30 protein-coding genes and 1 pseudogene are annotated in these 17,585 nt (G+C 36.8%); 6 read left to right on the top strand and 25 right to left on the bottom strand.

What is annotated here, in order from left to right; translation table 11 throughout:
- Positions 1-44: 44 nt before the first annotated feature.
- The 5 genes from HPY74_09895 to HPY74_09875 all read right to left on the bottom strand — a co-directional run bounded on the left by HPY74_09895 (position 45) and on the right by HPY74_09875 (position 2,123).
- A complete protein-coding gene (locus tag HPY74_09895) occupies positions 45-251 on the bottom strand; it encodes a hypothetical protein (protein ID NSW90960.1) in 207 nt (68 codons plus the stop codon).
- Between the two features lie 212 nt (positions 252-463).
- Positions 464-1,360, bottom strand: a complete 897-nt coding sequence (locus HPY74_09890; GenBank protein ID NSW90959.1) for a hypothetical protein — start codon at positions 1,358-1,360, stop codon at positions 464-466.
- Between the two features lie 224 nt (positions 1,361-1,584).
- Positions 1,585-1,716, bottom strand: a complete 132-nt coding sequence (locus HPY74_09885; protein ID NSW90958.1) for a PIN domain-containing protein — start codon at positions 1,714-1,716, stop codon at positions 1,585-1,587.
- Complete coding sequence (locus HPY74_09880) at positions 1,697-1,903, bottom strand: PIN domain-containing protein (GenBank protein ID NSW90957.1); 207 nt, start codon at positions 1,901-1,903, stop codon at positions 1,697-1,699. Before HPY74_09880 ends, HPY74_09885 begins: the two co-directional genes overlap by 20 nt.
- Positions 1,893-2,123 (bottom strand): DUF104 domain-containing protein, encoded by a 231-nt coding sequence (locus HPY74_09875; protein NSW90956.1) that lies wholly within the window; start codon positions 2,121-2,123, stop codon positions 1,893-1,895. Before HPY74_09875 ends, HPY74_09880 begins: the two co-directional genes overlap by 11 nt.
- 560 nt (positions 2,124-2,683) lie before the next feature.
- Between HPY74_09875 and HPY74_09870 the strand changes: the two genes are divergently transcribed.
- Together HPY74_09870 and HPY74_09865 are read left to right on the top strand one after the other, a co-directional pair.
- Positions 2,684-3,013: a type II toxin-antitoxin system Phd/YefM family antitoxin gene (locus HPY74_09870; GenBank protein NSW90955.1), complete on the top strand. Its 330-nt coding sequence runs from the start codon at positions 2,684-2,686 to the stop codon at positions 3,011-3,013.
- Positions 3,013-3,339: a type II toxin-antitoxin system RelE/ParE family toxin gene (locus HPY74_09865; protein ID NSW90954.1), complete on the top strand. Its 327-nt coding sequence runs from the start codon at positions 3,013-3,015 to the stop codon at positions 3,337-3,339. Before HPY74_09870 ends, HPY74_09865 begins: the two co-directional genes overlap by 1 nt.
- A 68-nt stretch (positions 3,340-3,407) precedes the next feature.
- Here HPY74_09865 and HPY74_09860 read toward each other — a convergent pair.
- From HPY74_09860 to HPY74_09790, 15 genes and pseudogenes are all read right to left on the bottom strand, one after another.
- A pseudogene (locus HPY74_09860) lies at positions 3,408-3,640 on the bottom strand (DUF86 domain-containing protein).
- Between the two features lie 261 nt (positions 3,641-3,901).
- A complete protein-coding gene (locus tag HPY74_09855; GenBank protein NSW90953.1) occupies positions 3,902-4,192 on the bottom strand; it encodes a DUF86 domain-containing protein in 291 nt (96 codons plus the stop codon).
- A gap of 173 nt (positions 4,193-4,365) precedes the next feature.
- A complete protein-coding gene (locus HPY74_09850) occupies positions 4,366-4,794 on the bottom strand; it encodes a hypothetical protein (GenBank protein NSW90952.1) in 429 nt (142 codons plus the stop codon).
- Positions 4,795-4,950: 156 nt separating this feature from the next.
- Positions 4,951-5,442 (bottom strand): DUF1841 family protein, encoded by a 492-nt coding sequence (locus HPY74_09845; protein NSW90951.1) that lies wholly within the window; start codon positions 5,440-5,442, stop codon positions 4,951-4,953.
- On the bottom strand, positions 5,442-5,612 hold the full coding sequence (locus HPY74_09840) for a hypothetical protein (GenBank protein NSW90950.1): 171 nt from the start codon (positions 5,610-5,612) through the stop codon (positions 5,442-5,444). Before HPY74_09840 ends, HPY74_09845 begins: the two co-directional genes overlap by 1 nt.
- Before the next feature lie 77 nt (positions 5,613-5,689).
- Complete coding sequence (locus tag HPY74_09835; protein ID NSW90949.1) at positions 5,690-6,508, bottom strand: hypothetical protein; 819 nt, start codon at positions 6,506-6,508, stop codon at positions 5,690-5,692.
- A 171-nt stretch (positions 6,509-6,679) separates the two neighbouring features.
- Entirely contained in the window at positions 6,680-6,844 is a 165-nt protein-coding gene (locus HPY74_09830; protein ID NSW90948.1) for a hypothetical protein, read from the bottom strand.
- Positions 6,834-7,052, bottom strand: a complete 219-nt coding sequence (locus HPY74_09825) for a hypothetical protein (GenBank protein NSW90947.1) — start codon at positions 7,050-7,052, stop codon at positions 6,834-6,836. Before HPY74_09825 ends, HPY74_09830 begins: the two co-directional genes overlap by 11 nt.
- Before the next feature lie 20 nt (positions 7,053-7,072).
- Positions 7,073-7,399 (bottom strand): type II toxin-antitoxin system RelE/ParE family toxin, encoded by a 327-nt coding sequence (locus HPY74_09820; protein ID NSW90946.1) that lies wholly within the window; start codon positions 7,397-7,399, stop codon positions 7,073-7,075.
- Position 7,400: 1 nt separating this feature from the next.
- Positions 7,401-7,721: a type II toxin-antitoxin system Phd/YefM family antitoxin gene (locus HPY74_09815; protein ID NSW90945.1), complete on the bottom strand. Its 321-nt coding sequence runs from the start codon at positions 7,719-7,721 to the stop codon at positions 7,401-7,403.
- 341 nt (positions 7,722-8,062) lie between these two features.
- Positions 8,063-8,641 (bottom strand): hypothetical protein, encoded by a 579-nt coding sequence (locus HPY74_09810; GenBank protein NSW90944.1) that lies wholly within the window; start codon positions 8,639-8,641, stop codon positions 8,063-8,065.
- Between the two features lie 88 nt (positions 8,642-8,729).
- Entirely contained in the window at positions 8,730-9,002 is a 273-nt protein-coding gene (locus HPY74_09805) for a hypothetical protein (protein ID NSW90943.1), read from the bottom strand.
- 357 nt (positions 9,003-9,359) lie between these two features.
- A complete protein-coding gene (locus HPY74_09800) occupies positions 9,360-10,265 on the bottom strand; it encodes a carbohydrate ABC transporter permease (protein ID NSW90942.1) in 906 nt (301 codons plus the stop codon).
- 3 nt (positions 10,266-10,268) lie between these two features.
- Entirely contained in the window at positions 10,269-11,111 is an 843-nt protein-coding gene (locus HPY74_09795) for a sugar ABC transporter permease (protein ID NSW90941.1), read from the bottom strand.
- 237 nt (positions 11,112-11,348) lie between these two features.
- Complete coding sequence (locus tag HPY74_09790) at positions 11,349-12,968, bottom strand: extracellular solute-binding protein (protein ID NSW90940.1); 1,620 nt, start codon at positions 12,966-12,968, stop codon at positions 11,349-11,351.
- 75 nt (positions 12,969-13,043) lie between these two features.
- On the opposite strand from HPY74_09790, the gene HPY74_09785 reads away from it, so the two are divergent.
- Complete coding sequence (locus tag HPY74_09785) at positions 13,044-13,928, top strand: helix-turn-helix transcriptional regulator (GenBank protein NSW90939.1); 885 nt, start codon at positions 13,044-13,046, stop codon at positions 13,926-13,928.
- A 142-nt stretch (positions 13,929-14,070) separates the two neighbouring features.
- Here HPY74_09785 and HPY74_09780 read toward each other — a convergent pair whose 3' ends face one another.
- Positions 14,071-15,108 (bottom strand): hypothetical protein, encoded by a 1,038-nt coding sequence (locus HPY74_09780; GenBank protein ID NSW90938.1) that lies wholly within the window; start codon positions 15,106-15,108, stop codon positions 14,071-14,073.
- A 549-nt stretch (positions 15,109-15,657) separates the two neighbouring features.
- On the opposite strand from HPY74_09780, the gene HPY74_09775 reads away from it, so the two are divergent.
- Together HPY74_09775 and HPY74_09770 are read left to right on the top strand one after the other, a co-directional pair.
- Complete coding sequence (locus HPY74_09775) at positions 15,658-15,879, top strand: hypothetical protein (GenBank protein ID NSW90937.1); 222 nt, start codon at positions 15,658-15,660, stop codon at positions 15,877-15,879.
- Positions 15,848-16,246 (top strand): hypothetical protein, encoded by a 399-nt coding sequence (locus HPY74_09770; protein NSW90936.1) that lies wholly within the window; start codon positions 15,848-15,850, stop codon positions 16,244-16,246. Before HPY74_09775 ends, HPY74_09770 begins: the two co-directional genes overlap by 32 nt.
- Here the strand turns inward: HPY74_09770 and HPY74_09765 are convergent.
- Positions 16,139-16,381 (bottom strand): PIN domain-containing protein, encoded by a 243-nt coding sequence (locus tag HPY74_09765; protein ID NSW90935.1) that lies wholly within the window; start codon positions 16,379-16,381, stop codon positions 16,139-16,141. The genes HPY74_09770 and HPY74_09765 overlap by 108 nt on opposite strands.
- Positions 16,382-16,479: 98 nt before the next feature.
- On the opposite strand from HPY74_09765, the gene HPY74_09760 reads away from it, so the two are divergent.
- The gene (locus tag HPY74_09760; protein NSW90934.1) at positions 16,480-16,722 is read left to right on the top strand and encodes a hypothetical protein; all 243 of its coding nucleotides are present in this window, start codon (positions 16,480-16,482) and stop codon (positions 16,720-16,722) included.
- Positions 16,723-16,729: 7 nt separating this feature from the next.
- Here HPY74_09760 and HPY74_09755 read toward each other — a convergent pair whose 3' ends face one another.
- From HPY74_09755 to HPY74_09745, 3 genes are read right to left on the bottom strand one after another with little or no spacing between them, the layout of a single operon-like run.
- Entirely contained in the window at positions 16,730-16,873 is a 144-nt protein-coding gene (locus tag HPY74_09755) for a hypothetical protein (protein NSW90933.1), read from the bottom strand.
- A gap of 40 nt (positions 16,874-16,913) precedes the next feature.
- A complete protein-coding gene (locus tag HPY74_09750; protein ID NSW90932.1) occupies positions 16,914-17,228 on the bottom strand; it encodes a type II toxin-antitoxin system RelE/ParE family toxin in 315 nt (104 codons plus the stop codon).
- Positions 17,225-17,488, bottom strand: a complete 264-nt coding sequence (locus tag HPY74_09745; GenBank protein ID NSW90931.1) for a type II toxin-antitoxin system Phd/YefM family antitoxin — start codon at positions 17,486-17,488, stop codon at positions 17,225-17,227. The genes HPY74_09750 and HPY74_09745 overlap by 4 nt, the downstream gene beginning before the upstream one ends.
- Positions 17,489-17,585 lie beyond the last annotated feature (97 nt).

Below are 17,585 nucleotides of genomic sequence, written 5' to 3'. Positions count from 1 at the left end.
ATGCGATAATGCGATAGCGGATGATTATACCCATTTATGGAAATTTATGTTACACAAAAATAAATCGCACCCATGCGATAGCTTTCATCCGGAGTTTCAACACTTTTTAAAAGCAGCCTGTTTAATCCGTCATATTCCATTGTGACTATTAAATGCCGAAGGATCATCCGATGCTTCCAATATGTCCAGGCTTTCAATGCCGTCCCCCGGATTTTCCATTGCTCCGGCCTGACTATAGTACTATTAATCATATTCTTCCCAATTAAATTCTTATCTTAAGCCGAACAGGTACATCCTCCAACCATATGCAAGAAATCTCCTTTTTAATAAGTCCTCCGTTAAAATGAGTTCGTACAATTATCCAATTACAGATTGGCTCATGCAAAAGAAGATTTGGCAAATGTTAAGAATAATATTGCAAATAAGTATTATAAAAGCACAATAAGCCGTAGTGCCAAATAGTTTACAGTATATATTTATTGAACAACTCCATATTGTTTATAAGAGCCCTGCAAATCCTGTTTATATTAACCTCTTCAGCTTGAATAAACATCACGGATAAAATTCTGTTAAAAACATATGCATCTTGTATACTGCAGAAAATATGATCCCACGCTTTTTTACGTATATAAAAATATCTATTATGCCAAATAAGCAATTTTATTTTCTCAATATTTGACAAAGCATTATAATATTCAAAAGTTTTCGCATCGTCTTCCAATAACTTATCCGCAAAAGTTTTAATCGCTTTAAGTGCACTTTCAATATAAGGTGCAACGGTATCTCCGGGTTTCCATAAAATTAAAAGCTCGATATCTTCAATATCATATTGTGTATCAGCCTCATGCTGTGAATCGGCTTCACATTGTAAATCAACTTTATATTGTGAATCAACTTTATATTGTGAATCAACTTTATATTTTCCCGTACTTTTAAAAGAAATGTTCCGAATCAACGGATTTTTAAAGTCAATTAATTTAAGAAGTGTTTTGGCGAACAATGATTCTATAGTATCAGGGTCTTCGAAATCGTGGCCGTTATCATTGCCACCGCAATTATCATTTTCATTACTGTTATTATTCTTATTATTAGTATAAGTGTCTTGTTGAGCCGGAAGCAAAGGCAATACTGCTTTTGTAAATTCCGGAGGCGGTAATTTGCACCCATCTTCATTCAAAACAAGAATGTCGCATGCCATATCAAGAGTATATCCCTGATCGAAAAACTCAGTCAGAATGTCTTTAAAACCTATTGTATTAACAGGGCATTGTTTAAATATTCCGGTATAGTACTTTACAATAGCTTTATATGTAAAATTATCTCTTATAAATTTACCAAATTCCACATCCCTTTTGTTCATTGACAATTCCATTTACTATGTTACTATGTTAATACAAACCAATCGCAAATTTCAATATGTTACAAGGTGTTAACATTCTTTTATTAATAAATATTATATATTAAAAGCAAGTATATAATGAGCATGTGATGAGCATATATGAAATAATAGTATAACTGATTTGGATAAGTTTATTGATGCATATAACCTTATCAAGAACTGAAAGAATAACGAATGGCTAAATATTAATATACAACTTCCAGTCCATCAATATGAGTAAAGTGATGATCAAACGTAGCAAGTTTCAAATTATTGGCTATGGCAGTTGCTGCTATCCACAAATCATTTTCAGGAATATTAATTCCCTTTCTGATCACAAAGAAAACCTGAAATGATCTGCATATTCTGTTCACTTCTACTTGACTTATATGCACCATAATAGAGTTCACCAACATTAATTACTGATATAAATATTCCATCTGCTTCATTCAATATCTTCAAAGCTTTTTCATCACCATTAAGGAACTTAATAATTACATTCATGTCAATTAAACTACCACTCATTTACATCAACCTTTTCACACTCTTTTAGAGCTTCTTCGAATTCTTGATAGCTTTCATTATCAAGCTTTCCAAAATATTTCAAAAAGGATTTCCCGGATACTGTCTTTGCATCAACATATTCGTCTAGCACAGTAATAATAACCTTTTGATTTGGTCTTATATCAACTTTCTCTAAAGGAATAAATTCTTTACCATTAAAATAACCTTTCAATGCAAGCATTAAAATCACCTTCCTTTAGGTATATTATATCATAATTTGGAATTTCTATCAATCAGAATTGACTTTTTTGAGAGCTGACGCAGCTCCTTAATTTTTGGAAGCTGGTTCCAGCCTTTGCAGATTTCAAAGCTATGCTGGTTTACATTGGAAAGCAGTATGATAGTCACACTCCGGTACCATTCGGTGATAATCCGGAATTTTGTACCTTTTGAGTCATGGTTGACAGAAAGCAGCCTGTCTCCATTTTCTAATGCTTCATTATTTGTGTTCCAGTCTTCCTTTCAGACATCGCCCCGGTCGCAGTTGGCGTGACAGTTCAGTGCGGCATTGATATCCATAATGGATATAGTAGCTCGGCATGAAACGTCATAATCAAACAGCCAAGAGGGAAGTTTTTGTTCATTCTTTTTTACTTGCATGGTGAGATGCTCCTTTCAATTTTTTTGATTTTTATTTATTTTTTGTTGGGGAATTGCTGATATTATCTATAAAAATATTGATAATTTTATCGATGTAATATATAATAATATTACAGATTATAAAATTTGGAGGAAAGCACCATGCTGAATAGGATAGTTATTAGTGACATCATAAATTCTATTATCCCAATTTCAAGGTTCAATAAGGGAGAAGCAAATAAAATATTTGATGAGGTAAAACAAAGCGGACATAAAATTGTCATAAAAAACAATAAACCTGTCTGCATCCTTATTGCTCCTGAAAAATACGAGGAAATGATAGAACAACTCGAAAATTACGCGTTATATATTGAAGCGGAAAAGCGAATGAAAAATGCTGTAAGCAATGATTTCATTTCAGAAAAAGCAGTAATGGAGAAACTTGGCATCAGCGAGGAAGATTTAGAGGCCAGTGAGGTTGAAATAGACTGATGAACTGGATAATTGAGTATAAGACTGAGGCTCAAAAGGATTTGGAAGCTCTTGACCATTCACAGCAGATACAAGTTTTAAAGGCAATCAGGAAAGTGTCTGCAAATCCTTTGCCGCAATCAGAAGGTGGCCTTGGAAAACCATTGGGAAATAAGAGCAATAATAATTTAACAGGATACTTTAAGATCAAACTGCGTTCACTTGGTCTAAGGGTGGTCTATGGCTTGGTTCGTGAAAAAAATATAATGAAAATCATTGTTATTTCAGTCCGGGACGATGAAGCTGTCTATAAGATTGCAGCCGATAGAATAACCGAAGATATTTAAATTTAGTGGTGTATAGATAGTAAAATGGTTATTCAATCCATAAAACTGCTTTTTAATTTGCGATATTGCTAAAATACACAAAAATGCATTAGTTTCCAACTAACAAAAATAGCATAAGAACCCAGATAAGCCGGAATACGCAACGCACCTTCATAATTGTGAACTATACGATTCCTTAAGCCCTTTATTTTAAACCATGGAATTTCCGGGTAAGCTGTTATGTAATCCTGTCTAATTTATTAACCAATTCGCCAATATTGATGAAGACAGCTGCCTTTACATGGTTAGGTATAAGATACAAACCGCTTTATGGTTTAATGATGGAATAGGAAAATGGCAATATGTAAGCATATTCCCGAATTTCATCAAAAGATGGTATCAGCCATGTCTTAATATGCTTGAGTACAATAGCTTAAAAGTTGGAAAGGGTGAGGATATATTAAAGGTTCTTTTTCTGGCGAGTTTAAATACAAAAGCGGTCCAAAATAATCATTCCACTTGCCAACCACCGTCCAAAGCACAATTGTGGCTAAAATAGCCTTTGACAGCGGCAATACTATTCTCAAAGGGTATCCCATATAACTTTATATCTTACTCCGTCATAATCATGTACTATTTTGTTTCGCATGCTTTTTATTGCATTCCACGGAATCTCATTGAATTCAGCCTTCATTTCTTCACTAACCTTAGCGGCAAGCTCTCCCAGTTGAGACAGCGCAAAGATTGAAAACGTAAGGTATAACTCGTTATTGGTAAATTCCTCGAATTCTAAGCTATTTATATTTATATATTTAACAGAGTCTTTGCAATATTTTATCATTTTGTTTATAATAGCCTTGTCATTACTGCTCATAAATAACCACTCCAAACTCCTTTAATTTTTAATACTTCTGTCTTTTAAAGAGACCTTCTAAACTTTTGAAGCTGGGGTTTATACAGTGCAAACATAATAGATGTCACTAGTTCGACAATTATTTTCATCATACATTGTATATAGCGCCACATGAATGCAGGTTTATTTTCATATTATTTAGTCATATCTTCCAGGACTGTAATAACAGCATTATAAGTTGACCTGTCCAATTTATTCCTTATTGATTTCAATTGCTTTAATACTTCTATGGCTTCATTCTTCCTTCCCATATTTTCTAAGAAAAGGGCATAACGGTACCTCCCAAAATACCATTCAGGCATATCCTTAAAAATTGACTCATATTCCCTTTCAGCTTCATCAATCTTACCCTGGTATTCTAAAAAATCCGCTCTGTCACAGCGCAAACAACCTATTTCGTTTTCGTCTGTCGATGAGAGCAACATATTGTCTATTAACTCTATCCCTTCTGCTGCGAGTTCTTTATTGCTCATACATAAAAGTAATAAATCGTAATTGGCATTTTTTATTAATCCTTCTTCTCCCAGGCTCTTTGCAAAATCAATATTCTCCTTTAATACCATTAAGGCTCCTTCTATGTCACCGTTTTTTTGCAAAAAAGCAGATACGTGATACCTGTTTTCCAATAGTAAAATCGGGTCATTTATCCAGGCCGACTCAAGATAATCCCTGGTCGCATATTGTCCTGACCCAAGAATCAGTTTTTCATCAATCCTGTATTATTGAGAATTTATTCTGCTCTGCATAGACCAAGCATATCGGAATTTATTTATACAGCAATGTTTAAATTTCTTTCCGCTGCCGCACGGACAAGGGTCATTTCTTCCAACTTTCTCAACTTTTTCTCCCAATACGCTAAGCTGTCTTGAATAACCCTCCGTATTAAATGGAACTTGATTCTTTAAAATATCAAACAAATTGTTAACCAGCACAGAAGCTATCACCGTCCGAGCAGTATGCCGCAGCATACCGTTTCCCATTAATCTTTTTAATGCGAGCTCGATCTCCGGAGGATCGTTTTGCATTATTTGATTCTCAACAACAGCTTCTATTAGTATATGTAGAATTGGGTTTATATTATTTATTACAACCGGACTATTTACCAAATGCCTTCGCTCCCATAATATCTTAAGCTCAGGATGATCCTCTAACACTGTTCTTATTGCTTCATCTCCGGTGAATTGTTCTAGTTTGCCAAAATCATCTATCATTATGTTTTTCCTCCCTCTATTATCTTCTCTATTTCTTCGGCTTTTTCTTTTGGCATTCCACGAGTTGCCACATTTTTAAGCCAAATCCTAAACAGATTGAAATCTTCCTCGCTTAATCCTTTTAGTAGATCTGCGAGTTTTTTCAGCCTTTTTATAATTTCATCATTCATTTTTTATTCATTGCTCATTTAGAACAGTTTCAGCCTTTCTACATTATTCGACAATATTCGGGTGGTGATAAGGTATACTAATCTATAGGATCTATACCTATTCTCCAGAGCCATTTTCTCACTTCCTGCTTTTCTATCTTCTCTTTGAATTTATACCATTGCTCGTCTATATCAGGATATCTCCGTAATACATCCTTGAATCTGCGGAAGGCACCCCTTCTATCAAGAGCATCAAATAACTTATCGGATATATCAGGATCATCCAGCGTTTTTGTAAACCGCACCATATTCTCATAGGCTTCACTGCTCGACCTTTCAGGTATAATTACATACCTATTCTCTTCATCTTCATATATTGCCTTAACATCCTCCACCATTTCCCTTTCCCATTCAGGCAGACCGGAAATATATTCTTCTTCGTATATGTTGTCCTCATTCAGTTCAACCGGTATATATATTATTTTACCGGTTTGTGTATCAAGATACGCCTCATGCTCCCATCTATTAGTGTCCATTATAATGCTTATCTCTTCCAAATCCACTTTAAGCTTCTTAAGACTTTCATAATTCCCGTACTTTTCCTTTTGCTCGGATACAAGGTCATAAAATTCCTCTATATCTTCCGGCTTGTCCCTGCTTTCAGCCACAATTTCTCCATAGTTGTTTTCCATCTCAATAGTCACTTTAGCTATCTCCCCACCATACAAGATAACATGGCTCATATCCTTCCACTTTACATAAAACACGCTTCCGGGTGTCAAACCTTTTATCAGCAGCCCATATTCGTATACAATAAAACTTCCGTTTAGTAATATGGCATCACACCCGGGATATGATCCATCAAATTTAAACCTCTTAATCTCTTTTCCGTATTTTCCGCTTATATCCGACACCATAACAACACATACCTCTTTTAATTTAATCTCTTGTCTTATCGTGTTTGCTATCAAACCTTAAAAAACCGCTATGCAAAGGGATAAGGTACTCTAAAATATGAACAGCGACATCCCGGAACCCTGCGATTTCTTTTCAAGGGATTTGCTTATTGGCAAGCCTTGTTTTATCTGTTATATTTTAACATGTTCACCAATATTAATCAATGTCGTACAAATGGCTCGCTTTAATATTTCATTCTCATTAAACTCATTAAATGACTTATCTTGAAGTATGTCATTTGCAATTTTAATCTCATTTATGATTTTCATCAAAACCTGCTTGTCTCTATGATTCATATATTGGAACTACCTTTCCTATTGTAATTAATGCATCTTCACTAATAGGAGCGTGAATTATATCAACCGGAACACCCATAATTTCTTCCAGGCGATACTTAAGTCCGGATATTGTATTTTTCTCCACAACCCAATTCCCGCTGGGTTCAAATTCCTTTTTGTCATATTCAAGTCCAAGCTGATACTGTTGAACTAAAAATATAAACATGTTATACAGCTTTTCATTTTTTACATATCATGCTTTATTCTCCGCCTGTAAGCTTCATCATACACTTCATCGTCAGCACGAGCTCCAACAATAACAATGGTCATGATTCCGTTTTTTTCTTCTAAGGCATAGACAACTCGTATACCAATACCGCGATATTTTATTTTATATAATCCTGACAGATTTCTCCCTTTTTGATTTCGTAAGGGCTCGCCATATCCTCCTTTAAATTTTGCAACAGGATTTTTCGCAACTTTGTTTATTCCTTTAATTACTTGCGCTCTGACAGCTTTATCGATACGCGAAAGGTCGGACACTGCTTCGGGCAAAAATTCTATTTTCCACATACTATTCAATCTCCACGTCTTCTGCGTTTTCGACATCCTTATGTGTTAGGCCCATTTGTCCCAGGGCTTCTTCATAAAGGATTCCGTCGCCTGGCTTATAATTGGCAAGGCGTTGTTCTGCAAGCTTTAACAGGATACTGTCCTCTTCAATTTCCAGGAGGCGCATGTACTCGTCAGGTGAAAGAATAATAGCAGAAGGAACGTTGTTTTTTAACACAATAATACGGCGTTCGGTTTTCAAGCGGTCAAATATTTTTGATGCCTGTCCCTTATTGAATTGCGTAATTGACACCAAACTTTTCAAAAGGTTGCCGGTACTCATAAAAACAGCTCCTTAAAATAATCTACATTACTATTACATGATTATTATATGTGATAATCAAGAAAATATCAAGCATTTTATAATGACAATTTATATACAAATAATAATTAGCTTAAATTATATAATGCTCATAATTTTAATTTTTGCAATTGAAATGGCATCATCATAAATCACAATTTATAGCCTCCTTGAGGTTATTTAAAGATAATTCACATTTACTCGGCAATAATTCACCCATAATTAAATATACACTATGAGTTAAAAAGGTTGAAGTTAACCGGATTTTTCGAAAGCAAAGCGGAAGTCAATACAATGAAAATTTATCGGAATTTGCACAGTTTTCATCTATTTGCAAACCATACACTATAATCATTTAGCAGTTCATAATTCTTTGATTTCTTATCTGAAGCTTCCAAATCGCATAATGGAAAATAATATCTTTCCTGGTATTCCAACACCTCCGCAGAAAATGGCATTTTCAAAGCCTTTTTTAAATACTCATCCCAAGCCTTAAAGCCCTTAAGATAATCCCTGTCGGCAATATTACCAACTACCTTCCTTATCCTTTCATCTTGTTCATCTGTAAGTCCCCAGGAACACTCCTCATCCTCAAGAGATTCTTCTTCATCTAATGAATCATCACAGCTTTGTATGCTGTTTTTTAACTTTTCCAACTCTACATATTGTGAACAGGGACATTTACCTTGTTTTGCAATCTTCATACAGGAATTATACTGAATCTTTCCTGCTTCAAGAAGGGAGAAGCAAATTTCCCGTCCTTCTATTGTAAATATTTTTCCCTTCTTCGAAGCTGAAATCACAGTTATAAAACGATAAACTGTCCTTCCAATAAAAACTACAGCAAGAAGTACAAATATAAACAATATTATTTTCAAAACAGTCATTAAAATTGCAATCATAAAATCTCCATCAAATCATCAGTATTAATTTGTCTTATCCTTCCATCCTGTCTTCCCGTAAACAAAAAGCTTTTCTTTTACCGGATTCTTATTTTATCTTTTCCAATATTTTATTGACATCATCTATGTTGAACCTCTCAGGGTCAAAGCCCTCGCCAGCCCATTCAATCATTTCTTCATGCTCAGGATGATCCGGGTCCATGATTGCATCCAGGAATTCTTCATACCCCGGCACCTCGCCGACATCTTCAGGAACTTCCGGTTCTTTTGATTCCGAGTATTCTCCCAATGTTAAAACAACTCCTTTTGTGTTAAATATATGTACTACTATATTTATTATAGTTTTTTCTATAAGGTTTATCTATTCATTTTAGCCAGGTCTTGTTCAATAAAATTAAACATTCCTGCTGTCTCTATAAACCAACCAATTTATTCTATTTGTGTATTTGTTCTACCTGCTTTCATTAAGTAAATTTATTGTATTGTGAATGTTTAATGATGGAATTGAAGCATTGGCTCAGTCTTATCAGCAATACGGCATAAAGTTATTTGACAGTATATATTATTACTACCTTGATGAATTGAAGGAATCCTGCGATTCAAATAAATTTGGTTTGGGTTGGAGGATTTGGAGGATAGTTGCAATAACGAAGTGACCGATGCAATCGGCGCCGCCTTTGGGATAGATTGCCGATGTTTTGCCAAGCATGAGAAGGATTCATCCCTTCACTCCACCCATAGTCAGACCTGTAACAAAATATCTCTGCAAAAAGGGATAAATTAATATAACAGGGAGGGCTGCAATAATCGTCATTGTGTATTGAACCGCCCTTGGAGTAATAGAATTGGCACCACTTCCTCTAGTTGCTATTTCGGAGCTGTTGGTGTTTTCTACTCTGAATGTTAGTTGTTGAAGCTTCTTCATAAGCTCAAGCTGAAGAGTGCTAAGGTCTTTTTTCGGTGCGTATATGTATGCGTCATACCAGGAATTCCACTGGTAGACTGCGGTAAACAAAACTGCAACAGCAATCATGGGGATGATCATAGGAACAATAATACGGGCAAATATCGTCAATTCTTTTGCTCCATCTATCTTTGCAGACTCGACAATTTCCAGGGGAAGTCCTTCAATGTAGGATCGCAGGAATATGACACAAAATGCGCTCACAAAACCGGGAATGATATAAACAAGGAAGTTGTTGATAAGCCCCAACTGCTGGTAAAGAATATAAATGGGTATGATCCCTCCGCTGAAATACATGGTAAACACGACAAGAAACGTAACGGCTTTTCTCAGTATAAAATCCCTTTTACTAAGAATGTAAGCTAAAAGAGTAGAAAACAACACGCAAGTTACCGATCCTAACATCGTTCTCAATACCGTAATCTTCAACGAATTGTATATTTGAATATCCGAAAGCAAATACCTGTAATTATATAAAGTAAATTTCCTCGGCAGCAAATACAACTTCCCACGCAATCCGTCAACCGCATCATTGAGAGAATATGCAGCCATATTGATCAGAGGATATAATATGGCGATCACGAGAACTGTCATGGAAACAAATATAAATATATTTATGCAAATATTCTCGAAATTTATTTTGTCTCCTGTTTTTTTCATCAACTACACCACCCTTACTCCGGTTAATTTCCTGCTGACCGCATTGGTTCCAAGAAGAAGAATAACGCTGATAACCGATTTAAAAATGCCTGCTGCCGTTGTATACAAGTATCTGCCTAGTGCAATCCCGTATTGTATGACAAACAGGTCAATAACATCCGACATTTCCTTTAAGGAAGGATTACTCAGCAGCCACTGCTGCTCAAAACCGGAATTAATAAGAAAGCCGCACTGAATAATAAACATAAGAGATGCCACAGGCATAATGCCGGGCAAGGTAATATACCGGATTTTATGCAGCCTGGTTGCACCATCTATTTCGGCACTTTCATACAACAAAGGTGAGATTGCAGTCATAGTGCCCAGGTAAATGATCGCATTCCATCCGACTTCTTTCCACACATCGGTTAAAGCAATGATCCACCAGAACCACTCCTTTCTTCCCATCCATATAACCGGCTCCCTTATAACCCTAAGTTTGACCAGCAGCTCATTAAATATACCATCATACGACAACACTGATGTGATTATACTTGCAGCCACCACCCATGATATAAAGTGGGGAAGGTAGGATATGGTCTGGACTAGTTTTCTGCACAGTCTGTTTCGAATTTCGTTTATAATCAGCGCCAGAAGTATTGCAAAGGTAATGCCAAAAAGCATTTTCAGCACACTCATTGCCAGTGTGTTCCTGAGAGCTCTCAAAAAAATATCATCGGAAAACAGTTCTTTGAAATATTTGAGTCCTACATATTTGCCTCTGAATATTTTTGAACCGTACGTGGGCTTATAATCGAAAAAAGCCATGAACCAGCCCCATATCGGCAAATAGAAAAAAATAGCCATGTGGGCCAGGTAAGGGATTGTTAAAAGAATCAAAGAACCTTGCTTCTTTATAATCCTCCGGAGTGCCTTTTTTTCATATTTTCGTATCAATACGGCATTTCCTGCAAAAGCTTTGTCAGCTATAGCCACAAATATATCCCCCCTCAAGAATCACCCATTGTTTATGCGATGCTATGGAACACACCATACGACAGCCGGGCAGTTTACTGCAATATACCGCCCGGCTGAAGATTTAGACTAATTATGTTTGCTTACGTAATTCCTAATCGTATCTTCATACCACGTTTCAATTTTTGAAAGATCCAGTTCTTTTAGCTTGTTTGCATATTGTTGCCAAAGTCTGTTAAAGTCTTCCGGTTTGGCAGTTATGCACTTGGTTATCCACTCCCTGTCTATCTCACTCATTTTTATATTTATTAAGTTGGCCTCGGAGTCCGAAGGTATGCTGAACAACCACAGGTATCCAAATGGACGTTTCTTGGGTGCATTAAACATATCGGTATACGTTTTTAGATTATATGCATCAAGGAACTCTCTTTCATAATCCTTGTAATCAGCGTAGACTTCATCCCTTGATCCCAGAGGAGACCACGGGTTTCCATCCGAATACAGCTGTGAAGTCGCCCCCCTGGGCCATGGGTAGTAGAACAAACTCCTTCCGTCCCTCCTTTCGGCCTCCAGTTGCGCCGCCTGAACCTCCGTGGTCTGGTTGTCATGCTTTATATAATACTTGCCTTTTTCATCTACAAAATAGTTTTTGTCCTTTATCCCCCAATATATCCTTTTCTGCACCTCTTCACTCAGAAGCCAGTCAATGAATTTAAACGCTCTTTCAGGGTCCTTACAGCTGATTGATATGCTTACACCCTCTCTGTTTCCAAAAGTAGGAGCGTCCATATAATGCTCTTCGATACTCTCATCCCATGTAATGGGAAGCGGAACGAAGAACCTATCGGTTTTCCCTTGTTGAACCAAAGAGTTTTGAGCAGGCAGTATCTGCCAGTAATAATCATGCATTCCAAGTACTCTTCCGGTTGAGAGCTTTTCAATATATTTATCGTAGGTCATGGAGAAGCATTCCTTATCCAGATGCCCCATATTGTAAAGCTCATTCAACTTCAGATACCACCTTTTCTGCCAGTCTTCGGCTACGGGTACGCGGCATTCGAGCGTCTCATCATCAACATCAAGCGCGTTGTTATCCCGTCCGGACAGATACCTTGTAGGATTATACAGAGTAAATATTCTCCAGCTGTCCGTAACTATAGAGAAAGGAATGGTTGTATTTCCATCAATTTCAGGGTATTTTTCCTTATATTTGATGAGCAGATTGAAGTAATCATCGACAGTTTCAACCCTGGGCCAGCCAAACTCTTTCAATATGGCTTTCTGTATATACATGGCAGCGTCGGGTTCCCTCAATTTCGCATCCTCTCTTGTGGGAGAAAGAAAATATACGTTTCCGTCATCCCATTTTATATCATTCATGTGACCGGCATATACTTTTTTCGTGTTTTCTCCGAACTTTTCAATATATTGATTCATTGGAACACATGCACCTGCATCGATGAATTTATAGTGTCTGTCAACACCGTACAAAAAGTCGGTGTAGCTATTGCTTGCGATCATGACACCGATTTTTGTGTCCAAGTCGCCAATCACATCCTCTACCTCTATTGTGACACCCGTGTTTTCTTTTACATACCGGGCAAATTCATTATCAGGATAGGGATCCACATTGTTTGACTGACCCCTGAAATAGGTAAATGTAATTGGCTTCGGAACCTCTTGCGAATTTTGAATATTTTTTGTGCCTGCACTGGTTTCCCCTGAACTGCCCGTAGTGTTTGATAACAAACTGTTACACCCAGCTACAAAACACAAAATCATGAATACCGCGATTTTTTTGCCAGGAAGTAGTATAACCCGGACATGAGTAAAAAAGTTTATTTGAAAGATCTTGAAAACAGCAGTATGGACTTTCCGTACAATATCATGTATGGTGAGATAACAGAGGATTATTTCGTCCATTCGCACGACTTCTATGAAATATTTATCATCCTTGGCGGAAAAGCGGTGCATATAGTTGATGGCATCAGCTACAGAATAGGAGCGGGAGATGTGTATGTCATAACGGACAGTACTGTTTCGCACGGCTTCCGGGAAGTAAACCATTTACTAATATGCAACATTATGTTCAAGGACAACACACTGTTTTCAAGATTTCCCGATTTAAGAAAGCTTGCGGGGTTCCAGGCATTATTTATCCTTGAACCGTATTACAGAGAAGCGCATCAGTTCAAAAGCCGGCTTCACCTGGACTACTTTTCCCTGAAATATGTAATGACAATAATCAACGAGATAAATATGGAGTTTTCCAAAAAGGAGGACGGCTATCAATCCATGTTTATTTCATGTTTGATCAAACTGATAGTGTATCTGTCCAGATTATACACAAAAATTCTGAGCACGTCCAATACCAGCTTTTTTGATATTGCAACCGTTGTCTCATATATTGAGAGCAACTTCAGCGAAAAAATCAATATTACAAAGCTCGCAAAAATGGCATGCCTGTCAAGACGGCACTTTTGCAGGGTGTTTAAAAACAGCTACAATATTTCTCCACATAATTTCATCCTTAAATTAAGAATAGAAAAGGCATGTTCATTGCTCAAGCAAACGGAAATGAACATAATGGAAATTTCTATGGAAGCCGGATTCAATGACAGCTCATATTTTGCAAGACAGTTTAAATCCTTTACCGGTATGACGCCAACCTCCTATAGAAAGCTCCATACCCATATCGGCCAGGAATAAGTTCAGCAAATTCCAGTTTCTACTACTTGGTTTCTACTTGCAAATGATAGCATTTCAGTAGTTGTTTTCAATTGCGGTTTATATAACGCAGACAGCAAAACAGATGCTGCTTATAAAAGCCGGTCTTGCCCGAATAATCCGTTTATTGTCTTCCGCATGCAATTTTGCATTTTTCGCAAACCCGAAGCGCTTCATCCCTGTTTTCCGCCAACAACTGCAATACTACCCTGCTATCCTTTGGAAAGCCGCTGACTTTCTCCCACACAGGCCTTTTTTCGTACCATGAATGCATCTGGACAAACCGTCCTCCAAAATAACCGTACGCTTCGGCAAGAATATTCTCCGGCTGGCAAAGGTTCAACACCTGTAAATTTGGAATCATTTTAAAACTTTCCCAATGATGCCGAGCATTTGCACAACAATGAATCCCCAATCCCCCGTAATGATTTGATAAATCAACCAGCTCCGGAAGAAAAAATTCTTTAAACATCTCTTTACTAATCACACCAATTTCATCAACCGACACGGACAAACCCTGTTGCATGTAATAATCGGGAAAATGTGCAATAAACTCCCTTCCATATCGGATAAACCATTCGTCCAGAAACTCCAGCATAAGAGTTTTAACCATACCGGCCAATGTTTTAACCGCTTCCGGCTCATCAATCAGGGAAATGTAAAAATCATTCTTATTCCATATCAATGCAGCGACGTCCATAGGGCTCTGAATATCCGGAAGCTTGAACACTGCCTGTTTTCCTGCAAATATTGACAATTCGTCGGCCATTTCAAAAAGATACATAAGAGGTGTATCTTCAAGTTTAGGCTGCTTAAGCCTTGCAACGTCACCGGCACTGTTTATCAGCGGGAGTGCAAAAGGCATATTATCATGGGAAAGATAAACTTGACATCCAAAACATTCAGCAAAAATTTCAGTCCCGGTAAGCATATCAAGGAAAGGTATTCTGTCGTCGTCCAGCCATTCCAGCATTTCCATCTGTTTTGAATACTTTTCCGATATCCATTCGATTCTTTCTCTTTTCTTTTCTCTCCACAATAATGGCCTAGGCTTGATACTATCTTCAACTTCAATAAGAAACATGCATCTATTGGCCAGTTCTCCTGACAATAATTTCAACCATCTTTTTTTCCGTTCATTTATAGTACTTGACCCTGTCACTTTCTTTCCCTCCTGTATATTACATATGTCAACTTTTGCATTAACTCCTGCATAGCTGCAAGATCCGGCTGAGTCATTTTCTTTCCCCGTAAAACCGGCATAGTGTTAAAGCAATTATTTTGATTTTATAGTATTCAGGATTGGGAATCATTAATTTTATAGCCAAATCATAGTATAATTCAGACATAAGTATGAAAAAGCTATGTCCTTAATATTTCTGCATCCAAAATGATACAAAGCGCTTCTCTATTTAGAAACAAGAGTGATTATGATGACTTTAATCCATATTTCCACAGTGCAAGAATATTGACGCCATTCTGTTAAACTTCTATAAGTATAAGTACGCCGGTTACAGTGATAACATATACCGTATCGGTATTATTGCGCCATTCGTAGTAATTTTGCCTTTTATTTCGTTTGGTAACATAGGATTTGTCGTAAATATGATACTTCTTGGACTGCTACGTTAAAAATAGTAAAGAAGATGTACTGACTTTAAATAAGGCCTATATTTTGAAAGTTATCTCCAAACAGAAAGGGTGATGGTATGTGAAAAGGATAAATTACTCTATTGTTATTACATTTATTATAATTCTTTTTACTGCTTCCTGTAGTATGCAGGAAGCAACCAACAATGATTTTGCCGGTGAAATTCAAGAAGATAATAATATTGTCGTTAATACTCTATCGGATGGTACCCACCCGGATATTGAGGTACAGTCCCCTATGACACTATCCAATAGTATGTGTACCTATTTCTATATATACTAGTCAGCCGGACAATTACGATAATATATTTTATTATACTCATAATGGCGGCAAAAGTTGGGAAGCTACAATACCAATTCATTCAAAGAATCGGATTGCAGCACAGGACTTCGATTTTATTAATCTCAAAACAGGCTGGGTTATGACTTCTGAAGGAATATTATATTGTACCAGAGATGGTGGAAAGACATGGATAGAAGTTTTGGAGAATACGCATTACAAAAATTTTTCCCGCCTTGATTTCGTTATGGAAGATAGAAGCCTATGGAACACAAGAAAACCCCATCTGTTGGAAATGCCTGTCAAAAGTAAACGCTTCTTTCAAACCCAACTCTTTCATTATTATAAAGCTGGTGCAATCCGTAAATAAAAAATTTTTATCGCTGTACTTGACAAAGAGATTCCATGAATTTTCCCATCTTTCCGCTGTTACAGGAACAATTTTTATAACCTTGCTTGCAAGTATTATGCGTCCGAATTCCACTGCGGATGTATGATTAATCAAAAGATAGCATCTCTTCTGTCATTTTCCTGGTTTTCAATTATGTGCTTGCTGCCTGACTGTCTTTCACCGTCAACATATATATTGCCCAAGGACATAGCGTGAAAGAAAGATTGGACCTGCTAAACAAATTTTTATCTCTTGAGCATATAATAATGGCATATCCTCTGCAAAAAGCAGATATAATAAAAGATGATCTAAAAGATAATATTTTCCTGGAATGTTCTATAGCAGGCAGTTGCAAGTTTGTAGTATCAGTCGACCAGCACTTGCTTCGTTTAAAAGAATATGGCGATACAAGAATAGTTACAGCCGAAGAGTTTGTAAGAATGACTGTGAAATAACATAATTTTAAAGTATAGGCGTAATTGCCCTAAAAGAGTATATTGTCATCGAAAAATCCATGACATCCTCTTTTGTCCTGCCGTCGATGATTCCGATAACATCGCCTATTTCAAGGCTATAGACCATAGTCCTGTAATTGTGTCCTTTCACAACTGCTAGTTCACCACGCTCACGAGAAGCAGGATAGGCACTATAATATACTTTCCCAATCACGCCTACCATGCAGAATACGGACAATGCTAACTGTATTTGTGCTTTTGTTCACGGTATAAAATATCAGGTAATTATCTATCGGCAGCTTCCTTATTCCTTTCGCTGCCAGGTATTTATCCTGGACAAGGCTATGACGCTCCGGTAGTTCTTCCAAAGTCGCCATAGCCTCCTGTATTCTTTCAAGCTGCTTTAAAGCCGTAATTGGCTCTTTTAGCTCATATGAAATATAGTCTGCAATTCCATCAAGGTCCGCTTCAGCAGCTTCTGAAATAACCAGATTATACTCCATCATTTCCTTAGCCTGCTTTCTATCCTTGCAAACACTTCTCCTGCAGGTTTTACACGACCATGTTTAACATCGTCCAATCCCTTTTCAAGCATAGCATATAACTCAAATTTCCCAACAAGCATTTCATATGTTTCAATGCTCATAACCGCAAGGTCTCCTGTACCGTTCTTTGTGATATATATTGGTTCATTGTATCTATGGCAAAACTCAGAAATTTCATTGTAGTTATTTCTTAAGTCTGAGCTTGGCCTAATTATTGGCATTTCGTCCACCTCCGTCTTTATTATATTCATATTTTATCGAAATATTGATATGTTGTCAAGAATCGACGATGATTTATTCGACGATGATTTATTTATA

The organism is Bacillota bacterium (assembly GCA_013314855.1).
Classification (GTDB): Bacteria; Bacillota; Clostridia; order Acetivibrionales; family DUMC01; genus Ch48.
This window is presented reverse-complemented; position numbering and strand designations above follow the sequence as displayed.